18 protein-coding genes, 1 tRNA gene and 2 pseudogenes are annotated in these 22747 nt (G+C 66.1%); 9 read left to right on the forward strand and 12 right to left on the reverse strand.

Annotated features, from left to right (window positions below):
* The first annotated feature begins 105 nt into the window (after nucleotides 1-105).
* Nucleotides 106-561: a MarR family winged helix-turn-helix transcriptional regulator gene (locus QP165_RS01950; protein ID WP_333993453.1), complete on the forward strand. Its 456-nt coding sequence runs from the start codon at nucleotides 106-108 to the stop codon at nucleotides 559-561.
* A 219-nt stretch (nucleotides 562-780) separates the two neighbouring features.
* Here QP165_RS01950 and QP165_RS01955 read toward each other — a convergent pair whose 3' ends face one another.
* The 5 genes from QP165_RS01955 to QP165_RS01975 all read right to left on the reverse strand — a co-directional run bounded on the left by QP165_RS01955 (nucleotide 781) and on the right by QP165_RS01975 (nucleotide 4121).
* On the reverse strand, nucleotides 781-1713 hold the full coding sequence (locus QP165_RS01955; RefSeq protein ID WP_333993455.1) for an AEC family transporter: 933 nt from the start codon (nucleotides 1711-1713) through the stop codon (nucleotides 781-783).
* A complete protein-coding gene (locus QP165_RS01960) occupies nucleotides 1710-2639 on the reverse strand; it encodes an FAD/NAD(P)-binding protein (RefSeq protein WP_333993456.1) in 930 nt (309 codons plus the stop codon). The genes QP165_RS01955 and QP165_RS01960 overlap by 4 nt, the downstream gene beginning before the upstream one ends.
* Complete coding sequence (locus QP165_RS01965; protein ID WP_333993457.1) at nucleotides 2636-3202, reverse strand: FAD/NAD(P)-binding protein; 567 nt, start codon at nucleotides 3200-3202, stop codon at nucleotides 2636-2638. Before QP165_RS01965 ends, QP165_RS01960 begins: the two co-directional genes overlap by 4 nt.
* Before the next feature lie 300 nt (nucleotides 3203-3502).
* Nucleotides 3503-3579: transfer RNA gene (locus tag QP165_RS01970), tRNA-Pro, on the reverse strand.
* A 158-nt stretch (nucleotides 3580-3737) separates the two neighbouring features.
* Nucleotides 3738-4121 carry a hypothetical protein gene (locus tag QP165_RS01975; protein WP_333993458.1) on the reverse strand — a complete coding sequence of 128 codons (384 nt, stop codon included), beginning with the start codon at nucleotides 4119-4121 and terminating at the stop codon, nucleotides 3738-3740.
* A 536-nt stretch (nucleotides 4122-4657) separates the two neighbouring features.
* On the opposite strand from QP165_RS01975, the gene QP165_RS01980 reads away from it, so the two are divergent.
* The 7 genes from QP165_RS01980 (at nucleotide 4658) to mazG (ending at nucleotide 12176) form a co-directional block, all read left to right on the forward strand.
* Nucleotides 4658-5716 (forward strand): lytic murein transglycosylase, encoded by a 1059-nt coding sequence (locus QP165_RS01980; RefSeq protein WP_333993461.1) that lies wholly within the window; start codon nucleotides 4658-4660, stop codon nucleotides 5714-5716.
* Between the two features lie 201 nt (nucleotides 5717-5917).
* On the forward strand, nucleotides 5918-7084 hold the full coding sequence (locus QP165_RS01985; RefSeq protein ID WP_333996911.1) for a D-alanyl-D-alanine carboxypeptidase family protein: 1167 nt from the start codon (nucleotides 5918-5920) through the stop codon (nucleotides 7082-7084).
* 79 nt (nucleotides 7085-7163) lie between these two features.
* Complete coding sequence (locus QP165_RS01990) at nucleotides 7164-8144, forward strand: AAA family ATPase (RefSeq protein WP_333993462.1); 981 nt, start codon at nucleotides 7164-7166, stop codon at nucleotides 8142-8144.
* Between the two features lie 73 nt (nucleotides 8145-8217).
* Nucleotides 8218-9792 carry a methionine--tRNA ligase gene (gene metG / locus QP165_RS01995; protein ID WP_333993463.1) on the forward strand — a complete coding sequence of 525 codons (1575 nt, stop codon included), beginning with the start codon at nucleotides 8218-8220 and terminating at the stop codon, nucleotides 9790-9792.
* Nucleotides 9792-10580, forward strand: a complete 789-nt coding sequence (locus QP165_RS02000; protein ID WP_333993464.1) for a TatD family hydrolase — start codon at nucleotides 9792-9794, stop codon at nucleotides 10578-10580. Before metG ends, QP165_RS02000 begins: the two co-directional genes overlap by 1 nt.
* Nucleotides 10577-11341 (forward strand): MBL fold metallo-hydrolase, encoded by a 765-nt coding sequence (locus QP165_RS02005; RefSeq protein ID WP_333993466.1) that lies wholly within the window; start codon nucleotides 10577-10579, stop codon nucleotides 11339-11341. The genes QP165_RS02000 and QP165_RS02005 overlap by 4 nt, the downstream gene beginning before the upstream one ends.
* 88 nt (nucleotides 11342-11429) lie before the next feature.
* Complete coding sequence (gene mazG / locus QP165_RS02010; protein WP_333993468.1) at nucleotides 11430-12176, forward strand: nucleoside triphosphate pyrophosphohydrolase; 747 nt, start codon at nucleotides 11430-11432, stop codon at nucleotides 12174-12176.
* Here mazG and hflX read toward each other — a convergent pair.
* The 7 genes and pseudogenes from hflX to dusB all read right to left on the reverse strand — a co-directional run bounded on the left by hflX (nucleotide 12157) and on the right by dusB (nucleotide 21336).
* Nucleotides 12157-13449, reverse strand: a complete 1293-nt coding sequence (gene hflX / locus QP165_RS02015) for a GTPase HflX (RefSeq protein ID WP_333993470.1) — start codon at nucleotides 13447-13449, stop codon at nucleotides 12157-12159. The genes mazG and hflX overlap by 20 nt on opposite strands.
* A gap of 25 nt (nucleotides 13450-13474) precedes the next feature.
* Complete coding sequence (gene hfq / locus QP165_RS02020) at nucleotides 13475-14068, reverse strand: RNA chaperone Hfq (RefSeq protein ID WP_333996912.1); 594 nt, start codon at nucleotides 14066-14068, stop codon at nucleotides 13475-13477.
* 49 nt (nucleotides 14069-14117) lie between these two features.
* Nucleotides 14118-15494, reverse strand: coding sequence for a nitrogen assimilation response regulator NtrX (gene ntrX, locus QP165_RS02025; protein ID WP_056023181.1), 1377 nt, complete (start codon nucleotides 15492-15494; stop codon nucleotides 14118-14120).
* Nucleotides 15495-15498: 4 nt separating this feature from the next.
* Nucleotides 15499-17748, reverse strand: coding sequence for a sensor histidine kinase (locus tag QP165_RS02030; RefSeq protein WP_333993474.1), 2250 nt, complete (start codon nucleotides 17746-17748; stop codon nucleotides 15499-15501).
* 85 nt (nucleotides 17749-17833) lie between these two features.
* Nucleotides 17834-19280: pseudogene (gene ntrC / locus QP165_RS02035) on the reverse strand (nitrogen regulation protein NR(I)).
* 10 nt (nucleotides 19281-19290) lie between these two features.
* Nucleotides 19291-20351, reverse strand: a pseudogene (locus QP165_RS02040) (two-component system sensor histidine kinase NtrB).
* Entirely contained in the window at nucleotides 20338-21336 is a 999-nt protein-coding gene (gene dusB, locus QP165_RS02045) for a tRNA dihydrouridine synthase DusB (protein ID WP_056023189.1), read from the reverse strand. The pseudogene QP165_RS02040 and the gene dusB overlap by 14 nt, the downstream one beginning before the upstream one ends.
* A gap of 115 nt (nucleotides 21337-21451) precedes the next feature.
* On the opposite strand from dusB, the gene QP165_RS02050 reads away from it, so the two are divergent.
* A complete protein-coding gene (locus QP165_RS02050) occupies nucleotides 21452-22663 on the forward strand; it encodes a bifunctional 2-C-methyl-D-erythritol 4-phosphate cytidylyltransferase/2-C-methyl-D-erythritol 2,4-cyclodiphosphate synthase (RefSeq protein ID WP_333993476.1) in 1212 nt (403 codons plus the stop codon).
* Nucleotides 22664-22747: the final 84 nt, after the last annotated feature.

Here is a 22747-nt window from a genome sequence, read left to right on the forward strand (position 1 = left end):
TTTTGGTTGTCGCGATAAACAATTTAGGTAGCGCCTCGCATTCTGTCCAGATCTATTTTGCGCGATAATCATCACCGTGCTACATAAGGCATGAGGAGAAATTCCATGCCGACCCCAGCGCCGCTGCCACTCGACGAGCAGCTCTGCTTCTCGCTCTATGCCGCGAGCATCGCGATCAACCGCGTCTACAAGCCGGTGCTCGATCGGCTCGGCATTACCTATCCGCAGTTTCTCGTGCTTCAAATCCTGAACGGCGCCGATGACGGTGTACCGATCGGGGCGATCGCGGAGCGTCTGGCGCTCGAGCCGAGCACCATCACGCCGCTCGCCAAACGGATGGAGACGGCCGGGCTCGTCACGCGCGTTCGCAATCCCGCGGATGAACGGCAGGTTCGCGTCCGGCTGACCGAGCGGGGGAGGGCGTGTTGGCGCGAGACAGGGTGCCTGGCCCCCATGATCGTCGAGCGGACGGGCATGGCCCGCGACCGGCTTGCGGCGCTGAACGTCGAGGTGACGGCGATGCGGCACGCGCTGACCGCGGATCCAGTCCCCATCGGGTGACGGCCGAAGCGGCTGATCGTTGACCATCGATCCATGGACGCGACCCGCAAGAGCCCCCGCGCACGTGGTAACGGATACGCAGGCACGCTCGCATCTGTGCGGTGTCGATGAGCACAGCGGGTGCGAGGCTCGTTTCGTTAGACCGGCGAGCGGCAGTCCTGACTTTCGAACCGGCTCCGCGCCCGGCGAGATCGGGCTCGCCGAGCGGGGAGGGCGCGGTCACCCTGTCGGCATTGCCGAATGGAACAGGCCAACGACCAGCAGGACAAGCACCAGCGATACGGCGCTCGACAGTGCGACGAGTACTGCTGCGGCCTTGCGGTTCGTGTCGAGCAGCGTCGCGAACAGCGTCACGTTGCTGGCGATGGGGAACAGCGCGACGAGCCCGACGATCACACGGTCGCGCGGGGTCAATATCCCGACAAGTGCGGCTTCGAGGGCGAGTGCGGTGCCGAGCAGGATCAGACCGCTGGCCTGCCTGACAGCGAGGATGCGCGTCATGAGTTTCGGTCGCCAGTCGTCACGGCCGGTTTCCGCGAGGTTCAGACCGATCACTGCCATGCCGAGGACCGAGACGAGCGTGCCGGCAATCGACAGGACGGGCTTTACCGCCTCGGGCATCGTGACGCCCGCCAGTTTGGCGATGATGGCGCCGATCACGACATAGACGATCGGGACGCGCAACGCCTTGGTCGCCGCCTTGCGCGCGCCCTCCTTGGTACGCGCGATCAGGAAATAGCCGATCGTGTCGCCATACAGCGCGCTGCCGATATACGCGCAGATGACCGTCGATGCGCCGACCTCGCCGAACAGCGCCTGGCTGACCGGAACGCCGAAGAACGCCACGTTGAAGAACGAGAAGGACGCGGACAGGAGCTTGGGGTCGAAATCGTTGCCGAGCCGTTGCGCCAGACGGTGTGCCGGGATGCTCATCAGCGCGGCGACGGCGAACATCAATGGCGGGATCACCATAAGTTGCCGCGTTTCCGCAGCCAGCACCTTGTCGATCACCAGGAGCGGGATGAGGCCGAAGACGAGGATCGTCGAGAAGAGCTTCGCCGCCCACGGGAGACGCCCCCCGACGGCCCAGCCTATCAGGATGACGCCGTAGAGCGGCAGCAATGCCGCGGCGATGTTGCCGATCGCGCTCATCGCTGGCGCAGGATGTCATCGACGGCGCGGCCCGCGCATTCGACGTTGAACCACACCGCATTGGTGTCGCGAAGCTCGCCGTTGAGCAACTGGCCGAGCGCGTAGAGACGCGGCGCGTCGCGTGTCGCGGATATGATCCGGCACGTCGCCCGGTGCGCGATCGCGCCTCCGACGGGATGCGGCTGCAGCCACTGCTTGGCGAGCAGGTCCTTGATCAGCGGCTCCTTCATCTCGTCCAGCGTCGTCGCCTGTCCGGTGGCGTTGACGACGATCGGCGTCTCGAGCGTGTCGCCATTGTCGAACGTGACCGTAAAGCCCGCGCCATCCTCGTCCGCGACGGTCTCGTCGATCCTGCCCCGAACGGTGAGCAGGCCGCGGGCCATCGCATCGGCGAGACGACGCGCGTTGACCATCGGTGTAACGAACCGTGCCGCGGCGAAATGCGGTGCGAGCCATTTGCCGAACCGCTTCTGGTCGACCGGGCGCAACAGGTTCCAGATCGCCGTGGAGTCATGTCTTGCGGCAGTGAGGATGCGCTGGAACGGCTCTTCTTCCGCCTCGGCGACGGCAATGTCGTGCAGCAGCGCGGCCTCCGCGTCCCCGCCATAGCGGTCCTCAGCCTGCCAATCGATCGGGCGATCGGCCGCGGTCTCGGCTTCCATCCGGAACAGCCGGAACAGATCGACGATCGAGAAGGCGGCGCCGCGCTCGCGGATCAGGCGGTGGACGTTTTCGAGCGTCAGGTACCGCCGCTCATAGCCTGTCTCGGGCGCGGGGATTTCGACGCGTGGCAGCATCCCCTCCTTGGAAATCAGGTGGATGTGCCCCCGGTGATCATTGTCGAGCAGCGTCATGACCGCGTCGATCGCGCTGAGCCCGCTGCCCAGAATGACGACCGGTTGGTCACGCGCGATATGCTCCGTCATCCGATGCGCAGGGTAGGGGAGTCGAAATAGCCGGGCGCGCCATTGAGCGTGCCGAACCGGTCCGGATCGGGCGTGCCGATCGTCAGGAGTACGATGTCCGTCGCGATCGTCGCGCCGTCGGACAGGGCTATGCTCGCTGCGACATGGTTGCCCTCGATGCTCACGGCCTCCTGGTGATGGATCTGGACGTCGATCCCCGCGGTACGCGCGCGATCGAGCGCGCGATCGAGGACGTCGCGCATATATAGGCGATATTCGCGGCGCTGGGGATATTCGACACCATCGGGATCGAGCGGCGTACCCGCTTGCGCGCGCCGCGCCTCGAGCCAGGTCCGGAAGTGACCCGGCTCCTGATCGTACAGCCCCATCAGTCGGGACTCGGTGTTGAGGAGATGCCCGGGCTGCTCGGTGCCGAACGCCAGCCCACGCGCAAGCGCGTCATCCCGTTCGATGAGATGGATCAGCCAGCCATCGCCGGGATCATAGCTGAGCCGGGTCACCGCTTCGGCGAACGCAGCGACGCCGCAGGCGCCCATTCCGATAATAGTCAGTGTTTTCGGCATCATATCCCGTTCCGGTAGGAAGCTGGGACAACGCGCCGCCGCTGCTCTGTGCCGCCTGGACAGCAAAATAACGCGCTGGGGATACGTTTCGCGGTCTTTGACGGCGGGAGGTCGATGCTCTGCCCGCGTAGGGTGCGCGGATCCTCGTCGATCCATGACGGTAGCAGAGTGCGCGGTCGTGACGCTGACAATCGTCGGACCTCAGGAGTTCTGGAGCCCATGAGGGTGTCACGTGTATCTGTGTGAAAGAGGCCGTTTGCGTGAGCGCTAAACAGCCAGGATTGTACGACAGACGTACAATGGTCGGGGAGACAGGATTCGAACCTGCGACCCCCTGGTCCCAAACCAGGTGCGCTACCAGCCTGCGCCACTCCCCGACGCCGTTGCCCTTAGCGGTTGCGCTTCGGCAAAGGCAAGCGGCTTCGTCACCCGTCCCGTCGAAATCGGGCATCTGCTCATCTGCCGCGTCGTCATTGAAAGGACCGGGGCCTGACATCGCACCATGGACGAGGCGCGATGCCGGGCGACCCGACCGTCAGGCGGCGCGCTTGATCTGGAACAGCATCTCGCCGACGCGCAGATAGCGTTGGCGCACGATCTCGAACCCGGCGGCGCGCAGCAGTGCCTTGAACTGCCGCGCCGAATAGGCGTTGCGCCAATACCGCGTCCGCTTGGTGCCCGAGCGCCAGAAGGCATGCGTGCAATAGGACAGCGTGATCCGTTCGAATTGCTGCAATTGTGCGAGCAGCGCCGGGACGTCGTCGATATATTCAAGGACGCCGAGCATCACCGCGTCGGCGACATCGAACAGGGGCAGGCCGGCCTCGTTCAGGTCGATGACGATGGTATCGAGATCGCGTGCAACGTGATCGCAGCCGATATACAGCGTGTGCGCGGGGAGAAACGCGCTGATCGACATTTGTCCGCAACCGATGTCGACGACCGCAGGCAGATTACCGGATGTCGCGTCAAGTATCCAGCCGGCAGCTATCCGCGATCGCCGGACCCAAAGCGCATCAACTTTCACAAATCCCTTAGGCGGCGGCGATTCCAGATAAATATCGATTTCCGATGTTGCCGATGAACCGTATTCGGACCGCGCCACTGTGTGCATCTGATAGCCCCGCTCTCTGTGTTTCCTTTGTACCTGCTGGAACTAAAGCCAATACGTGATGAGTCAATATACGCCAATCATCTCAATACTGCGGATTAGAGGGCTGCAAAGACTTCGCCGATGGTTATGTCATTGTTATTGATATATGCCGGGCAATTGCATCGTAAACGGATGGGAAACTTGTGCGCCGTATGTGTATATAAGTGACAGCAGTCGGTCGCGTCGTCAGTGACGCCCGACACGCCTCTTGTGCATCCCCGGGGACCTTGCCGCGTCGGTCTGTGCGATCCCTGCGGTGGGCGGGGTTCCGATCCGGGTGCCCCTATGGCAGAGCGGCCGCCATGTGGGGATCATCAAAGACAGCGCGTCGGTTTGGCCGGCTCTGTGTGACCGCTGTTGCGGCGCTTATCATCGCGGGGGCAGGGTCTCGGCCCGCCTACGCGCAGGACGAGGCCGGATTCCAGGCGTATCTGGGCCAGCTTCGACAGCAGGCGCTGGCCGACGGCGTCACCGCGCGAACCGCGGATGCCGTGTTTCCGACGCTGACGTTGAACGACCGGGTGATCGCGCTCGATCGTGCGCAACCGGGCAGCGGTTCGAGCAGCGCGATCCCGGCGTTTGCCCCCTATCGTGCCCAGCATGTCGATGCCGCGCGCATCGGGCGCGGGCGACAGACCTATCTGGCGCAGCGTGGCCGGCTGCAGCGGATCGAGCGCGAGACGGGCGTGCCGGAGTCGATCATGGTCGCGATCTGGGGCCATGAGACGAACTATGGCAGCTACACGGGCAATTTCGACTTGCTGCGCTCGCTGGCGAGCCTCGCTTATGAAGGGCGTCGGCGGACGTTGTTCGCCGGCGAATTCATCGCAGGGCTGAAGATGCTCGATCGCGGCGTCACGCGCGAACAACTGAAGGGCAGTTGGGCAGGGGCGACGGGGAACCCGCAATTCCTGCCCTCGATCTATCTCAGGCTTGCGCGGGACGGCGATGGCGATGGCCGTGCCGACATCTGGAACAGCCCGGCGGACACGCTGGCGTCGATCGCGAATTACTTTGCCAATGCCGGCTGGCGCGCGGGCCAGCCCTGGGGTGTCGCGGTCACGGTGCCTTCGGGTTTCGACCGGACGCAGATCCGGAACCGCCTGATTTCGCCGCGCTGCCCCCGGGTCTTCGAGCGGCACAGCGGGTGGCGGACGATGGCGGAATGGCGGGCGCTGGGGATTGCCCCGCAGGGTGCGAGCCTGCCCGCGGACCCGGTCATGGCGACGCTGCTCGAGCCCGATGGCCCGGGAGCGACGGCCTATCTGCTGACGGGCAATTACCGCGTGATCCTCGATTATAACTGCTCGAATTTCTATGCGTTGTCGGTCGGGCTTCTCGCCGATGCGGTCGAGCGGTGAGCGCCGCATAAAAATCCTGGAACACGCGCGTGACGCGGTTGTGCCGCCGGGCTAAGGTGCGGCGGCAAGCCCAAGGCGGCGCGGGACCTTGCCCCGATACCGCGTTCCTCTTTTGACGTACGGATACCCATGACGAAGCTGTCCAAGACCCTGTCGGCCGCACCTCTCGCGGCGATTGCCCATCACGCTTTCAGTGCGGCGATCCGTCCCCGCCTGATCGCCGCGCCGCTGGCGCTGGTCGCGCTGGCGACGCCGTCGATCGCCGCCGCACCGCAGTTCCAGACTGCGGCACCGATCGCGTACATGCAGGATCTGTCGTCGGGCGCGGTGCTGTTCGCGCGGGACGCCGACCGCCGTATGCCGCCGGCATCGCTTGCCAAGATGATGACCGTCTATGTCGCGTTCGACATGGTCAAGAAGGGCGAGCTCAAGCTCGACCAGATGGTCCAGGTTCGCCCCGAGACCTGGGCAAAATGGCATGGCCCGTCCGCGGGTTCGACGATGTTCCTGTCGGCTGGCGAGAATGTCAGCGTCGCCAATCTCCTGTACGGGATCGTGACACTGTCGGGGAACGACGCGTGCGTCGTGCTCGCGGAATCGATTTCGGGGTCGGAGCAGGCGTTCACCGAGCGGATGAATCGCGCGGCAGCCCAGCTCGGCCTCAAGGACAGCCATTTCGGGACGTCCAATGGCTGGCCCGACAACGGCGTGACCTATGTCACCGCGCATGACCTCGCGACGCTCGCCGCGGCGACGATCACCAACCATCCCAAGCTCTACAAGCAATTCTACTCGAAGCGCGACTTCACGTGGGGCAAGACCATGGGGGGCAGCGCGATCACGCAGGCCAACCGCGATCCGCTGCTCGGCCGCGTCGCGGGTGCCGACGGGCTGAAGACCGGGCATACCGAGGAAGCCGGGTTCGGCTTCGTGGGTTCCGCCGAACAGAATGGTCGCCGCCTTGTGATGGTCGTCGCAGGCCTGACGGGCTTCAACCAGCGCGCGGACGAGTCGGTGCGGTTCATGGAGTGGGGCTTCCGTGCGTGGCAGTCGAAGCCGATCGTCGCGAAGGGCCGCAAGGTCGAAGACGCGTCGGTCCAGCTGGGCGATCTGTCGACCGTCGGGCTCGTCGCGCCCAAGGCGCTGACCGTCACGGTACCCGCGGGCACGTCGCCCGGAATGAATGCCAAGGTCGTCTATCAGGGGCCGATCAAGGCGCCGATCAAGGCCGGCCAGCATATCGCGGATCTCGTCGTTTCGATGCCCGACGGCGTCGAGCAGCGGATGCCGCTGGTCGCCGAGAAGGATGTCGCCGAGGCAGGGTTCTTCGGTCGCGCGTGGGCGGGGCTGACGGGCTTCTTCGGATGATGCGCACCGCGCCGGATCGTATGCGCGATCCGGCGGCACGCGCGATCCCCGATCCGCGGACGCATCACGGGGCGATGTTGTGACCAGGGTGTTCGGCAATGACGCTGCACAGGCGGCGTTCGTAACAGCGATGCACGGTGGTGCGCTGCATCATGCGTGGTTGCTGACCGGGCCACCCGGCGTCGGCAAGGCGACGTTCGCGCGTATCGCGGCGATGCGGATGCTGGCCGAAGCGCGAGACGAGCGATCGTCGCTGCCGCCCGGCCTTGATGTGCCCGCCGACGATCCGACGCGGTCGCTGATCGAGGCCGGATCGCATCCCGACTTTCGCGTCCTCGCGCGCCTGCCCAAGGATCCCGACAAGCCCGATCAGGACATCGCGCGGAGCATCTCGATCGCGCAGGTCCGGACGCTGCAGCCGCTGTTCGCGACGACCCCGTCGATGGGGCCGCGCCGGGTCGTGATGATCGATGCGATCGACGATCTCGAGCGCGGGGGCAGCAACGCGCTGCTGAAGAACCTCGAGGAGCCGCCCGCGGGGACGATATTCCTGCTGGTCAGCCACGCGCCGGGGCGATTGCTGCCGACCATCCGGTCGCGGTGCCGCCTGTTGCGGTTCGGGGCGCTCGAACCCGCCGAGGTCGCGGCCGCGATCCGTGCGGCGCGTCCCGATCTCGACGACGGCGAAGTCGAGGCGCTGGTCCCCGCCAGCGAAGGCGCACCGGGCAAGGCGCTGCGTTATGCAGGGCTGGATCTCGCCGGGATCGACACCGCGATCGCCCGCATCGCGCGCGATGGCGACCGCGACAACGCGCAGCGACTGCGGCTGGCAAAGGCGCTCGCGGGAAAGCCCGCACAGCCGCGGTACGAGGCGTTTCTCGACCGCGTGCCCGCGTTTATCGCGCTGGCGGCACGCGAACGCTCGGGTCTGCGGCTCAAGGCCGCGCTCGACGCGCACGCGGCGGCACGCGATCTCGCGGGGGCGGCTATCGGGCTGTCGCTCGATGCGCAGGCCACCGTGTTCGAGATGGCGGGCCTCGTCGCGACGCTCCACGACTGAACCGGGGGAGGGCGTGCACCGCGTCGCCACGCGGTGGCTTCACCTGCTCCGGGGGATGTTCTAGGAGCGCGACATGGCCGATCCTTTTTACATCACCACCGCAATCCACTACCCCAATGGGCGACCGCATATCGGCCACGCCTATGAGATGATCGCCGCCGACGCGATCGCGCGCTTCCAGCGCCAGGCGGGGCGCGACGTGCTCTTCCAGACCGGTACCGACGAGCACGGGCTCAAGATGGTCCAGGCCGCGCGCGACCGGGGCGTGCCGGTACGCGAATTCGCCGACGAGATGTCGTCCTATTTCAGCGCGATGGCCGATCGTCTTGAGATTTCGTATGATCGGTTCATCCGCACCGTCGACACCGATCACTATGCCGCGAGCCAGGCGATCTGGCAGGCGATGGCGGACGCGGGCGATCTGTATCTCGATCGGTACGAGGGCTGGTATTCGGTCCGCGACGAAGCATTTTACGACGAGGCCGAATTGACCGGCGAGGGCGACGATCGTCGCTCGCCGCAGGGGACCCCGGTCGAATGGACCGCGGAGGAGACTTGGTTCTTCCGCCTGTCGAAATATCAGCAGCCGCTGCTCGATCTCTATGCGGCAAACCCCGATTTCATCCGGCCCGAAAGCCGCCGGAACGAGGTCATGCGGTTCGTTGAAGGCGGGCTGTCCGACCTGTCCGTCTCGCGGACCAGCTTCGACTGGGGTGTGCCCGTGCCCGGCAGCCCTGGACACGTCATGTATGTCTGGGTCGACGCGCTGACCAATTACCTGACCGGAACGGGCTATCCGCATACCGGCCCGCATACCGACACAACGGATTCCGATCTGGCCCGGTTCTGGCCGGCGGACCTGCATCTGATCGGCAAGGACATCGTGCGTTTCCACGCGGTGTTCTGGCCCGCGTTCCTGATGTCGGCGAACATTCCGCTGCCCAAAAGCGTGTTCGGCCACGGCTTCTTGCTGACGCGCGGCGAGAAGATGTCGAAGTCGGTCGGCAACGTCGTCGATCCGATGGCGCTGGCGGATGCGTTCGGTGTCGACGCGCTGCGCTATTTCTTCCTCCGCGACGTGAGTTTCGGCCAGGATGGCAGCTATTCGCCCGAGGCGATCGTCACACGCGTCAACGCCGAGTTGGCGAACAGCTTCGGCAATCTGGCGCAGCGGACGCTGTCGTTCATCGCCAAGAACCTCGACGGCGCGCTTCCCGCGGAGGGGACCGTCGATCCTGCCGACGGGCAGTTGATCGAGGAGGTGATCGTCGCCTGCGCGGCATTCAAGGCAGGGTTCACCGATCTCGCTCTGTCGCACGCGATCGAGGCGTGGATGCGCGGCGTCTTCGCCTGCAACCAGTATATCGACGCGCAGGCACCCTGGGCGCTTCGCAAGACGGATCCCGAGCGCATGAACGCGGTGCTCGGCACGCTCGTCCGCGCGATCCGCATGCTGGCGATCGCGATCATCCCCGTCGTACCGAGCGCCGCCGGCAAGGTGCTCGACCAGATCGGTGCCGATGCGCGCGATCATGCCGCGATCGATGACGATGGCTGGTATGCACGGACCGCGGCAAGCGCGTTCAGGATCGTCGCGCCGACCGGCGCGTTTCCTCGGCTGGACCTGCCGCAGGATGCCGAAGCCTGATGCTTGCCGATAGCCATTGCCACCTGAACTACCCGGGTCTCGTCGAGGATCAGCCGGCAGTGCTCGAGCGGGCGCGTTCACGCGGTGTCACCGCGATGCTCAATATCTCGACGCGCGAGAGCGAATGGGATGCCGTGGTTGCAACTGCCGAGCGCGAGCCGGATGTCTGGGCGACGATCGGTATCCACCCGAACGAGGCCGATAGTCACGGCCTGCTCGATGCCGCGACGCTCGTCGACCGCGCTAAACATCCGCGGATCGTCGGCCTAGGCGAGACGGGGCTCGACTATTACCGCGAGACGTCGGATCGCGAACGCCAGCAGGCGAGCTTCAGGGCGCATATCGACGCTGCCCGACAGACCGGGCTGCCGATCGTCGTCCACACGCGCGATGCCGAAGACGACACCGCGGCGATCCTGATGGAGGAGATGGGGAAGGGGGCCTATTCGGGGGTCATCCACTGTTTCACGGCGAGCGGAGAATTCGCCGACAAGATGCTGGATCTTGGGCTTTTCATATCGTTGTCGGGGATCGTGACGTTCAAGAATGCCCGTGATCTCCAGGCGGTCGCGGCACGGTTGCCGATCGAGCGGCTGTTGATCGAGACCGACGCGCCATTCCTGGCGCCGGTGCCGAACCGGGGCAAGACGGGCGAACCGGGATTCGTTGCGGACACGGCGAAGTTCCTTGCCGAACTGCGCGGTGAGACATTCGAAAGCCTGACACGCCGCACCGCAGAGAATTTCCACGCGCTCTTCAGCAAGACGAAGGATGAGGCCTCGGCGTGAAAGTAACGATACTTGGCTCTGGCACGTCGTCGGGCGTGCCGCGGATCGGCAACGACTGGGGTGCCTGCGATCCGACCGAGCCTCGCAACCGCCGTACCCGCGTTTCGGCGCTGATCGAGCATGAGGATACGCGGATCCTCATCGACACCGGGCCTGACATGCGCGAGCAACTGCTCGCGGCGGATGTCGCGACGTTCGACGCGGTCATCTGGACGCATGATCATGCCGATCATTGCCACGGGATCGACGATCTCCGGCAGGTCTTTCACGCCATGGGGAAGCCGGTCGTCGGCTATGCGCGGGCATCGACGCTGACCGCGCTCGAGTCCCGCTTTACCTATGCGTTCAAGGGACGCAGCGGTTATCCGTCGACGATTGCAGCAAACGTCCTCCCGGACAGGCTGACGATCGGCGGGATCGACATAACCGTCACGGATCAGCCGCACGGTTCGATCACCGCCGCGGGCTTGCGGTTCGAGGCCGCGGGAAAGTCGATCGGCTACGCGACCGATTTTCACGAGATGACCGATGCGATGACCGCGCTGTACCAGGGGCTCGACGTCTGGATCGTCGATGCGCTGCGCAAGCGACCGCATCCGACGCATCCGCAGCTATCGTCGGTGCTCGATTGGGTCGAGCGGTTCCAGCCGCGCCGTACCGCGCTGATCCACATGGATCACAGCATGGACTATGCGTCGCTGCGTGCGGAACTACCCGAGGGGGTCGAGCCCGGATATGACGGGATGGTCCTCACCGCGTAAAGTGTTCTCACACGATATTTAACATAATGTATATTATCAATCTTGCAAATGGGCGGATTGGTAGCGTCAGCCAACAGGATGTCCCCCGATGATCGAGCGCCTGACCGAAATCATGAAACGTCTGCGCGATCCGGTCGCTGGCTGCGAATGGGACCGCGTCCAGACATGGTCGACGATCGCACCGTACACGATCGAGGAAGCCTATGAAGTGGCCGACGCGATCGAGCGCGACGACCCTGCCGATCTCAAGGACGAGCTCGGCGATCTGCTGCTCCAGATCGTCTTCCACGCGCAGATCGCCGAGGATGCCGGCGCGTTCACGCTGGCGGACGTGGTCGATGGGATAGCCGACAAGATGGAGCGCCGGCATCCCCATATCTTCGGCGATGCGTCGGCGTCGCCCGGCTGGGAGACGATCAAGGCTGCCGAGCGGATGGCGAAGTCGGACGATGCCGCCGACACCAGCGCGATCACCGGCGTGGCGCTCGGCCTGCCGGCACTGGCACGCGCCGAGAAGCTGCAGAAGCGTGCTGCCCGTGTCGGCTTTGACTGGCCCGATGCGGCAGGTCCGCTCGCCAAGGTGCACGAGGAGATCGACGAGATCGCGACTGCGGGGCCCGATACGGTGGCCGAGGAAATGGGCGACCTGCTGTTCGCGGTGACCAACTGGGCGCGTCACCTCGGCATCGATCCGGAGGCAGCCCTGCGGCGTGGAAACGCAAAGTTCGAAGCCCGCTTCCGTGCGATGGAGCACGAAGCGGGCTCCGGATTTGCCGCCCTCACGCTCGCCGGAAAGGAAGAGCTATGGCAGGCCGTCAAGCGTCGCGGCGGCTGAACCGATCATAGTCCGCTTCCGAGAGACGCACGTCGTAGGTCGTCTCGAGACCGTCATCGTGGCTGTCGACCACCTGTCCGTGCGCGTGAAGCCATGCGGCCCCCGCCCCGTCGGTGGCGTCCAGCGTGATGTGATAGCGCCGATGCGCATTGGTCAGTCTTGCCGCGACCTGCGCGATGAGGTCGTCGACCCCTTCCCCACCCAGCGCTGAGATCGCCACGACGTCATCGCGGTGTGCGGCCTCGCCCACCACTTCCTCGTGATCGGCGGGATCGAGCAGATCGAGCTTGTTCCAGACCTCGAACCGGGGCGTCGTATCGTTGACGCCGATCTCCGCGAGCACGGTCTCGACGTCCGCACGCTGCGCCTCGGTGTCGGGATGCGCGATATCGCGCACATGGATCAGCAGATCGGCCGAGACGACCTCTTCGAGCGTCGCCTTGAACGCGGCGACGAGCTGTGTCGGCAGGTCGGACACGAACCCGACGGTGTCCGACAGGATCGCCTTGTCGATCCCCGGCAGGCGGATCTGACGCAGCGTCGGATCCAGCGTTGCGAACAACAGATCCTCCGCCATGACGTCCGCGCCGGTCAACCGGTTGAACAGCGTCGACTTTCCGGCATTGGTGTAGCCGACCAGCGCGATCACCGGCCACGGCGCGCGCTGACGCCGGTCGCGGTGAAGCCCGCGCGTCCGGCTGACCTGTTCGAGTTCGCGGCGCAGTCGCGCCATGCGATCACGGATCAGGCGGCGATCCGCCTCGATCTGGGTCTCACCCGGACCGCCGAGAAAACCGAACCCACCGCGCTGACGCTCGAGATGCGTCCAGCTTCTGACGAGCCGCCCGGCCTGATAGTCGAGATGCGCCAGTTCGACCTGCAACCGGCCTTCGGCGGTCGCCGCGCGCTCGCCGAAGATCTCGAGGATCAGACCCGTCCGGTCGATGACCTTGGTCTCGAGCGCCTTTTCGAGATTGCGCTGCTGGATCGGGCTGAGGCTGGCGTCGAACACGACCAGCCCGGCCTCTTCGAGACGGACCTGCGTCGCGAGCAATTCGACCTGCCCGCTCCCGATCAGCGTCGCCGGCTTTGCCTGCCGGACGCGATAGGCGATGCGTTCGGTGACGACCACGCCGATCGCGGCGGCAAGACCGGTGGTCTCCTCCAGCCGCGCATCGACGTCGCGCGTCGCATCGCCCTGATCGGGCAGCACGACGATCGCACGCATGCCGCGCGCGAAATCGTCGCGATCGCGTTCGAAGCCAGTGCTCAAACCGATGGTCCCGTCATCGTACCGATCATCCCTCGTCCGCTCCGTCGTCCGTCTCGTCGGTCTCTTCGGCGAGATTGAGCGGCCGCGCAGGCTGGATCGTCGACACCGCATGCTTGTAGACGAGCTGTGCCATGCCCTCGCGCTGCAGCAGCATGCAGAACAGGTCGAACCCTGCAATCTGCCCTTGCAGCATCACGCCGTTGATGAGGAACATCGTCACGCTGTCTTCGGACTTGCGGACCGCGTTGAGGAAGATCTCCTGGAGCAGCGGCTGCTTCTTCTGGTTTTCGCCGACCGAGGCGACGATCGAGTCGATGTCCATCGGACCCGCGGGCATGATCGTCGAGATCGCGTGCTTGTAGATCAGCTGGGACTGCCCATCGCGGCGCAGCAGGACGGAGAAATTATCGAACCAGGTCACGATCCCCTGGAGCTTGACGCCCTTGACGAGGAACATCGTGACGGGCGTCTTCGTGCGACGCAGCGCGTTGAGAAAGAGGTCCTGAAGCGAGCCAGTTTTTTCGGCCAATGGGATAACCCTTTTATTGGCGGGACTTTGCCCGCATGGCGCCGTTTCCCGGCGTCGGAGACTCGCCCGGTTGCCGGGCGCGGTGCTGATCTAGGAACGCGGTGTCGCTACGTCCATAGCCTGATACCGCGCCGCACGATCATTCTTCGCGCGTTTCGGTGATCCCCAGCAGCTTCAGTTTGCGATGCAGCGCCGATCGCTCCATCCCGATGAAGCTGGCGGTGCGCGAGATATTGCCCGAGAAACGCCGGATCTGAACGCGCAGATATTCGCGCTCGAACGTCTCGCGCGCCTCGCGGAGCGGCGACCCCATGATCGCGGTCCCCCCCGCCCCGCTCATGTCCCCCTGATCGCCGAGCACCTCGGCGGGCAGCAGGTCGAGGTCGATCCGCCCGATCCGGTCGCCCGGCGCGAGGATGATGGTACGCTCGACGACATTGCGAAGCTGGCGGACATTGCCCGGCCAGTCATAGGATTGCAGCGCAACCATCGCGTCGGGCGCGATTTCCGGCGTCCGCACGCGGCGCTCGGCGGCATAATGCGCGATGAAATGCTGGACCAGCGCGGGAATGTCCTCACGGCGGTCCGCGAGCGGCGGGATCACCACGGGTACGACGTTCAACCGGTAATAGAGGTCCTCGCGGAAGCGTCCCTCGGCGATCTCGTGGACGAGATCGCGCGCAGTCGCCGACACGACGCGGACATCGACCTTGACCACGCGCGTGCCACCGACGCGCGTGAAGCTCTGGTCGGTCAGCACGCGCAGGATCCGTGCCTGCGTCGCGATCGGCATGTCCGCGATCTCGTCGAGGAACAGCGTGCCGCCATGCGCCTGTTCGAGCAGCCCGGGCCGGACCACGTCGCCGGTATCCTCGGCACCAAACAGCTCCTCGTCGACGCGCTCGGGGGTCATTCGCGCGGCGCTGACGATGATGAACGGCGCGTCGGTGCGCAGGCTCCAGCCGTGCAGCAGCCGCGCGGCCACTTCCTTGCCGACCCCTGCACCGCCCATGATCAGTACGCGGCTGCCCGTCGCGGCGACGCGCTTCAAGGTGGCCCGGACGCCGTTGATCGCGCCCGAGCTTCCGGTCAGGTCGGTTTCACGACCGACCGTCGCGCGTAGCGACGCGACCTCGCGACGCAGCCGCTCGGTCTCGGTCGCACGCGCGACCATCAGCAGCAGCCGCTCGGCCTCGAAGGGCTTCTCGATGAAATCGGACGCGCCCCGGCGGATCGCCGCGACTGCGGTATCGAGGTTCCCGTGCCCCGAAATCACGAGCACCGGGATCGACGGGTCGCGCCGCTTGATCTCGTCGAGCAGTTCGAGCCCATCGAGCCGCGACCCCTGAAGCCAGACATCCAGCAACACCAGCGACGGCCGCCGTGCGGCGATCGCCTCCAGCGCGGCATCGCTGTCGCCGGCATCACGCGTCTGGTAGCCTTCGTCCTCCAGGACGCCGGCGACCAGTTCGCGAATGTCACGTTCGTCGTCCACGACGAGAATATCGAGCGCCATCAAATCATGTCCGGTTGCGGTTCATTGCGACGAGCTGGCCTTCCCCTGCCGGCTCGAGTGCGGATGCCCCCTGGTCGAGTGCTGCCAGCGCTCTGGCATCGAAATTCATGGTGACGACGGTCCCACCACCGGGACGATCCGAAAATCCGATCGTCCCGCAATGTTCCTCGATGATCTTCTTGACGATGGCAAGTCCCAGCCCCGTGCCGCGAGCGCGTGTCGTCATATAGGGCTCGATGATCCGATCGCGATCGGCGGGAAGTCCGATGCCGGTATCCGCCACCTCGATCGCCACGGACAGCACGCGCCCCTCGTGGAGCGTCTCGGTCAGCGTCATCGTCACCGCGCCGCCCTCGTCGTCCTTGCGCGTCTCGATCGCCTCGACCGCGTTCTTGACGATGTTGGTCAGCGCCTGGCCGATCTGGCGACGATCGCAGACGAGCATCGGGCCCGGATCGTCGTGCACGAGCAGGAACCGGATGCCGGGATGCGCGACCTCGTGGAGGAACATTGCCTGGCGCGCGGCGTCGAGCAGCGATTCCTCGCGGAAGACGGGCTTGGGCATCCGGGCGAACGACGAGAATTCGTCGACCATCCGGCGCAGGTCGGCGACCTGTCGGATGATCGTGTCGGTCAGTCGTGCGAACGTGCCGTCCTCGACGTCGATCTTGCTGCCATAGCGGCGCTGCAGCCGCTCGGCCGCGAGCTGGATCGGGGTCAGCGGGTTCTTGATCTCGTGCGCGATCCGCCGCGCGACGTCGGACCATGCCGCACGGCGCTGGTCGAGCAGCTGCTGCGTGATGTCGTCGAACGTCAGGATCGGGCCGGTCGGGGCATGCGCGATCCGGACGGCGAGCGTGCGTGCCTCGCCCGCCTGCCCGACCTGGACGATCGCCTCGCGACCGCCCTCCTGGACCAGCGCGTCGAGTTCCGGCGCCACGTCGTGCAGCGTCCGCCCGACGAGCCCGTCGACGCCGAGCAACTGCGTCGCGGATCGATTGGCGATGCGAATGACCCGGTCGTTGGCAGCCGCGACGACGCCCGCCGAGACATCCGCCATCACCGCCTCGATCAGCGCACGTCGCGTCTCAAGCTGGTCGTTCGCGGTCATCAGATCGGCATTCTGCTCGTGCAGCCGCCCCGTCATCTGGTTGAACGCGCGCGCCAGCGTTCCGACTTCGTCGCGGCTTCGGGGATCGGGCACGCGCGCCGTGAGATCCCCGGCGGCGACCCGGCGCGCCGCATCGACGAGTTCGCCCACCGGCCGGACGAGGCGATCCGCGACCGCCAGCGCGATCCAGACCGCGATCCCGACGATCAGCAGCGAGATCCCGAGCAACGCGGCATTGAACAGCAGTTGCAGGCTTCGCGATCGGGCAAGCAGCTGCCGGTAGCCGGCGAGCACCGCATTCGCACGCTGCGTCTGCCCCGAGAGCAGCTTGGTGTCCTCGACGCGGCCCGCATAGAGGAACAGCTCGTCCGCGCCCGGCAGCATCGTGATCGTCCGGATCCGTTCGCCCGTGACCGATACGACGGCGGGCTTGCCGCTGCGGAGTTCCTTGATCGCGTCCGGCGTGACCTGACGCGTGAAATCGATCTCGTACGGATTGACGACGGCGAACGTCTGGATCTCGTTCTGCGGGGTGACCTTGAACAGCGCCGCCTCGGACAGGCTGCGATAATAGACCTGCTGATAGAAATAGCCGGAAAAGTCCGGGCTCTGCAGCGACCGCTCGCGGAGATAGTTGGACATGTCGGCGGCCATCGTCACGCTCGCCTCTTCCCAGCGGCTGAGCTGGCGCGCGTAGGAGGACTGGGCAAGCTCGGTCGCGTTTTCCAGCATGCCGCGCGCCTGGTCCGAATACCAGAACTGCACGCCATATTGGAACAGCAGCGACGCGAAGATCGTGACGAGCAGCATCGGCACCGCCGCGACGATCGAGAAGAGCGTCACCAGCCGGACGTGGAGCCGCCCGCCCCCGCCGATCGGCGACCGCGCCGCCCTGCGCATCGCCACGCGGCGTCCGAGCAGCATCAGCAGCGCGATACCCGGGACGAGGTTTGCGATCAGCAGCAAGGCGATGAGCGGCGGGGCGATCAGCCGTTGCGGCGAATCGGCCGTACTGATGACGAGATAGCTCGCGACCGCGACGATGACGGCAAGCGCGACGACCATGGCTTCGATGGCCGGGGTGACGGCGAACCGGTGCGGCGGGACGTCCTCGTCGATTGGTAGCGTCGCTGTGGCGATCATCGTTGCCTTGATACAACGACAATTGTTGCCGGGAAACCACATAATCGCCGGATCGCCCCGGCGGACCGATCAGCCCGCCGCCCGTTCAGCCCGGGGGTACGCCGTCCAGCCTCCCAGGCTCGACGCCGACGTCGATGCCGAGCGTGTCCAGTCGCTTGCGCAGCGTGTTGCGATTGATCCCCATCGCGCGGGCGGCGCGAAGCTGGTCTCTGGCCATGCCGCGCGAGCATCAGCTCGATCAGCGGCCGCTCGACCTCGCCGATGACGCGGTCGTACAGGCTGCCGTCGTCGAGCGCGGCGGGATCGTCGCGCTCGATCTGCGCGATCAGGGCGCGGACCGCCCCCTCCATGTCGAGATTGACGGGATCGGCACCCCGCGTGCGTGCGCCGAGCATCGCCTGGATCGCGTCCGCACCGATGACCTCGTCACGCGACAGGACCGCGAGGCGGCGCATGAGGTTTTCAAGCTCGCGGACGTTGCCCGGCCAGTCATACGCCCCCAGCGCGACGATCGCATCGCTGGCGAGCTGTCGCCGTGGCAGGCCCTGGTTGGCGGCGTGATCGAGAAAATGCCGTGCAAGCAGCGCGACATCCTGCCGCCGCTCGCGCAGCGGTGGCAACGTGACGGGGACGACGTTCAATCGATAGAACAAATCCTCGCGGAACTGGCCGCTCGCGACCTGTGCGGCAAGATTGCGGTTGGTCGCTGCGAGAATGCGCACGTCGACGCGGATCTGCCGCGCACCGCCGACCGTCGTGAACTCGCCCGACTGGAGCACGCGCAAGAGACGCGTCTGGGCATCCATCGGCATGTCGCCGATCTCGTCGAGGAACAGCGTCCCCCCTGCCGCCTGCTCGAACCGTCCGGCATTGCGCGCGCCGGCCCCCGTGAAGGCACCGCGCTCATGCCCGAAGAGCTCGGCCTCGATCAGCTCGCGCGGGATCGCGGCCATGTTGAGCGCGACGAACGGGGCCGCGCTGCGATGCCCGAGATCGTGGATCGCGCGCGCGACGAGCTCCTTGCCCGTCCCCGACTCGCCCGAGATCAGGACGGTCAGGTCGTTCGAGATGACGCGCGCGATGACCCTGTAGACGTCCTGCATCGCCGCAGACCGCCCGATCAGCGGCAGTTCGCGGTCCTCGGCGCCGATCCCGTCATCCGTCAGGATCCCGCCGCGCGCAGCCGCGCCCGTCACCGCCCGCGCCAGGACGTCGAGATCGAACGGCTTGGGGAGATATTCATACGCCCCCGCCTCGGCCGCGCGGACCGCGGTCGTCAGCGTGTTCTGCGCGGACAATATGATCACCGGCAGCGTCGGAAACCGCGTCGTTATCGAGCGGACATGCTCGAGCCCGTCACCGTCCGGCAGGATGACATCGGTGATCAGGACGTCGGGCACCGCGATCGCCAGCGCGCGCTCGAGCTGAGCAAGGCTGTCCGCGACGACGACGTCATGACCTGCACGACGCAATGCCTGCGCGACGACGGTGCGGATGGCGGCATCGTCGTCGACGACGAGGACCTGGCTCATGCGCAGATCCTCACGACGCGGCTCGTGGCAGCAGCAAACGTAGAACCGTCATTTCCGGAGTCCCCTCTCGCGCATATTGCACGATCCCGCCCATGTCGCGCGTCAGCTTGTCGACCAGCGCGAGGCCGAGCCCCTGCCCCTCGCGACGCCCCGAGACAAACGGATCGAACAGGTGTTCGGCGATGTCGGGGGGCGCCGGGCCCGTTGTCGAACACGCAGATCTCGATCGGCAGCGGCTGCCTCGGCTTGCCCGGCGCCCCGCTGACGGTGATGCCGTGACGATAGGCCGTCGTCATGATGATCCGCGCATCGTCTGCATTTCCAACAGCTTCGCGCGCGTTCTTCAGCAAGTTGATCAGGATCTGGAGGAGCGCATCGCGGTTGATCTGCGCGGGGGGCAGCGAGGGATCGAACCGCTCCTCGATCGTGATCCCGCGCGCGAACCCGGCCAGCGCCAACCGCCGCGCGTGCGTCAGGAGCGGATAGATATTCTCCGCGGCGAGCGGCAAGGGTCGCGTATCGCTGAAGTCCTGCATCCGATCGATCAGCGCGGCGATACGGTCGACCTCGGTCGTGATCAGCGTCGTCAGTTCGCCGGCACCGAGCAACTGCGCGGCTCCGCGGATACCCGACAGGGGGTTCTTGATTTCGTGCGCCAGCATCGCTGCCGCCCCGACCGCAGCGCGCGCCCCCCGTCCGGTCGGCGAGATATCCGAGGCGACGCGAAATCGCGGCTGAATGCAGCGTGATCGCCCGCCAGCCGGGATGGTCCGGGATCAGCGTCTCGGCGAAGTCGACGCGGATCTTCACGCCGCGTGCGGTGACGATCTCGGCATCATAAACTGCGAGCCCGCGGTGCTCCGAGTTTCGCATCGGATCGGGCGTCGGCAGGATCGTCGCGATCGGCTGTCCCAGCATCACGCGTTCGGACTGGTTGAGCAATGTTTCGGCAAGTGCGTTGGCGTGCGCGACACACTCGTCCGGGCCGACGACGATCGCGGCGACGGGCAATGCGGCGAAGAGTGCGTCGAACCCCGGGCGACCGGTGATCGACGGCTCAGGCTGCGGCAAGGTGACGCCAGGGGGCGTAGAACTCGGCGAGCATCGCCTTGACCTGATTGGGATCCGCAATCTGGTTCACGCGGTTCCGGAACTCCGCCGAGCCGTGCAGCCCCTTGGTGTACCAGCCGATATGCTTGCGCGCCATGTTGACGCCGGTCTCGATCCCGTAATGTTCGAGCATCGCCTCGTAATGGCCTGCGATCGCGGTATATTGCTCGTCGATCGACGGATCGGCAATGCGCCGTCCGGTCGCGAACCACGTCATGACCTGGTTGAGCAGCCACGGCCGGCCATAGGCGCCGCGACCAATCATCAGGCCGTCCGCGCCCGAGTGGTCGAGCGCCGTCTCCGCGTCCTCGATCGAGCAGATGTCGCCATTGACAATGACCGGGATCGTGACGGCATCCTTGACCTGCCGGACGAACCGCCAGTCTGCGCTGCCCTTGTACATCTGGTTTCGCGTCCGGCCGTGGACCGTGATCAGCTTGACGCCGAGGTCCTCCGCGATCCGGGACAGTTCGGGCGCGTTGAGGCTGTCATGGCACCAGCCCATTCGCATCTTGAGCGTGACCGGCACCTGGACCGCCTTGACGGTGGCCTCGATGATCTGCGTCGCAAGCTTCACGTCGCGCATGAGCGCCGACCCGGCATCGCCGTTGACGATCTTCCGGACCGGACATCCCATGTTGATGTCGACGATCGCCGCACCGCGATCCTGGCTGAGCCGCGCGGCTTCCCCCATCTCGTATGGGGTACAGCCGACGAGCTGCATCGATACGGGTTCCTCGAGCCGATCCCACGCCGCCTTCTGGATCGACTGCCGCGTCTCGCGGATCGCCGCCTGGCTCGCGACCATCTCCGTCACGTTCAACCCGCTGCCATAGCGACGGACAAGCGTGCGGAACGGCATGTCCGTCACACCCGTCATCGGCGCAAGCACGACAGGACTTTCGATACGGACCGGGCCGATCTGGATTGGAGATAGCTGACGCATGATGTGCCCAAAAAAGAGGCAGTTATACAGGCCGAGGCGGTGACTGACAAGCCGGGGCGACCCCGCGCCTGGCGGACTGGTCTGGCTTTGATCGACGCGCTAATTGCCGGGGATGATGAATGCCTCCGATCCCAAGCCTGCCCGGCCTGCCGCGCGTACCGTCGCGATGATCGTCGCGGCCGGTGCCGGCGTACGCGCGGGCGGCACTGTGCCCAAGCAATTCGCCGTCGTCGCAGGGCGGCCGATGCTCGTGCATGCTGTCACCGCAATGCAGGCCCACCCCGCCATAACCGACATGATCGTCATCGTTGCCAGGGACCAGGTCGCGCTGGCCCGTGAGGCACTGGCGGACCTTCATGACGAGGTGACGATCGTCATCGGCGGCACGACGCGGCGCGACTCGGTCGCAAACGGGCTCGTGCACCTCGATGACGTGGACCGCGTGCTGATCCACGACGCGGCGCGCCCGTTTGTGCCCGCCGCGGTGATCGGTGCCGTCGTCGACGCGCTGTCGACGTGCGACGCCGCCATCCCGGTCATGGCGGTCGTCGATACGCTGGCACGGGGCGCGCGCGAGGACGGCGCCACCTGGCTGGGCGACGTCGTCCCCCGCGACGCGCTCTACCGCGTCCAGACGCCGCAGGGATTCCGGGTCGGCCCGCTCCGCGCCGCGCATGCCGCATGGCCCGGCGACGAGGAGGCGACCGACGACGGCCAGATGGTCCGCCGACTTGGCGGACGCGTCGCATTCGTGCAGGGCGATCCGATGCTCGACAAAGTAACGCATCCCGATGATTTCGCTGCGGCAGAAGCCCGCGCCCCCCGTGAAACCCGCACCGCGATGGGGTTCGACGTCCACCGTCTCGAGACCGGCGAGGAATTGTGGCTCGGCGGGGTGAGGATTCCCCATGACAAGGGGTTGTCGGGCCACAGCGATGCCGATGTCGCGCTGCACGCGCTGACCGATGCGCTGCTCGGCACGATCGCGGCGGGCGATATCGGCACGCATTTCCCGCCCAGCGATCCGCAGTGGAAAGGCGCTGATTCGGTGCAGTTCCTTCAGCATGCCGCGCGGTTGATCGCGGACAAGGGCGGCAGGATCGGCTTTGTCGACCTGACGATCATGTGCGAGGCGCCGAAGATCGGCCCGCACCGCGGCGCGATGACCGCGCGGATCGCCGAGCTTCTGCACCTGACACCCGACCGGGTCAGCATCAAGGCGACGACGACCGAACGCCTCGGCTTCACCGGGCGCGGCGAGGGGATCGCGGCGCAGGCCGTCGCGACGATCACGCTCCCCACCAGCAGTTCAGGAGCACTGGGTTGAAGCTTTCGGCAATCCTCATGGCAGCGGCGGCGATCGCGAGCCCGGTCAGTGCGCAGGCGCAGTGCATCACCGCGCCCGAGGCCG

It is taken from the genome of Sphingomonas sp. 22R3R2A-7 (genome assembly GCF_036856055.1).
Lineage (GTDB): Bacteria > Pseudomonadota > Alphaproteobacteria > Sphingomonadales > Sphingomonadaceae > Sphingomonas.

Coding starts and splice junctions, on each gene's coding strand:
- QP165_RS01950 (WP_333993453.1), top strand. CDS start 106: ATGCCGACCCCAGCGCCGCTGCCACTCGACGAGCAGCTCTGCTTCTCG.
- QP165_RS01955 (WP_333993455.1), bottom strand. CDS start 1,713: ATGAGCGCGATCGGCAACATCGCCGCGGCATTGCTGCCGCTCTACGGC.
- QP165_RS01960 (WP_333993456.1), bottom strand. CDS start 2,639: ATGACGGAGCATATCGCGCGTGACCAACCGGTCGTCATTCTGGGCAGC.
- QP165_RS01965 (WP_333993457.1), bottom strand. CDS start 3,202: ATGCCGAAAACACTGACTATTATCGGAATGGGCGCCTGCGGCGTCGCT.
- QP165_RS01975 (WP_333993458.1), bottom strand. CDS start 4,121: ATGTCGATCAGCGCGTTTCTCCCCGCGCACACGCTGTATATCGGCTGC.
- QP165_RS01980 (WP_333993461.1), top strand. CDS start 4,658: ATGTGGGGATCATCAAAGACAGCGCGTCGGTTTGGCCGGCTCTGTGTG.
- metG (WP_333993463.1), top strand. CDS start 8,218: ATGGCCGATCCTTTTTACATCACCACCGCAATCCACTACCCCAATGGG.
- QP165_RS02000 (WP_333993464.1), top strand. CDS start 9,792: ATGCTTGCCGATAGCCATTGCCACCTGAACTACCCGGGTCTCGTCGAG.
- mazG (WP_333993468.1), top strand. CDS start 11,430: ATGATCGAGCGCCTGACCGAAATCATGAAACGTCTGCGCGATCCGGTC.
- ntrX (WP_056023181.1), bottom strand. CDS start 15,494: ATGGCGCTCGATATTCTCGTCGTGGACGACGAACGTGACATTCGCGAA.
- QP165_RS02030 (WP_333993474.1), bottom strand. CDS start 17,748: ATGATCGCCACAGCGACGCTACCAATCGACGAGGACGTCCCGCCGCAC.
- dusB (WP_056023189.1), bottom strand. CDS start 21,336: ATGCGTCAGCTATCTCCAATCCAGATCGGCCCGGTCCGTATCGAAAGT.
- QP165_RS02050 (WP_333993476.1), top strand. CDS start 21,452: ATGAATGCCTCCGATCCCAAGCCTGCCCGGCCTGCCGCGCGTACCGTC.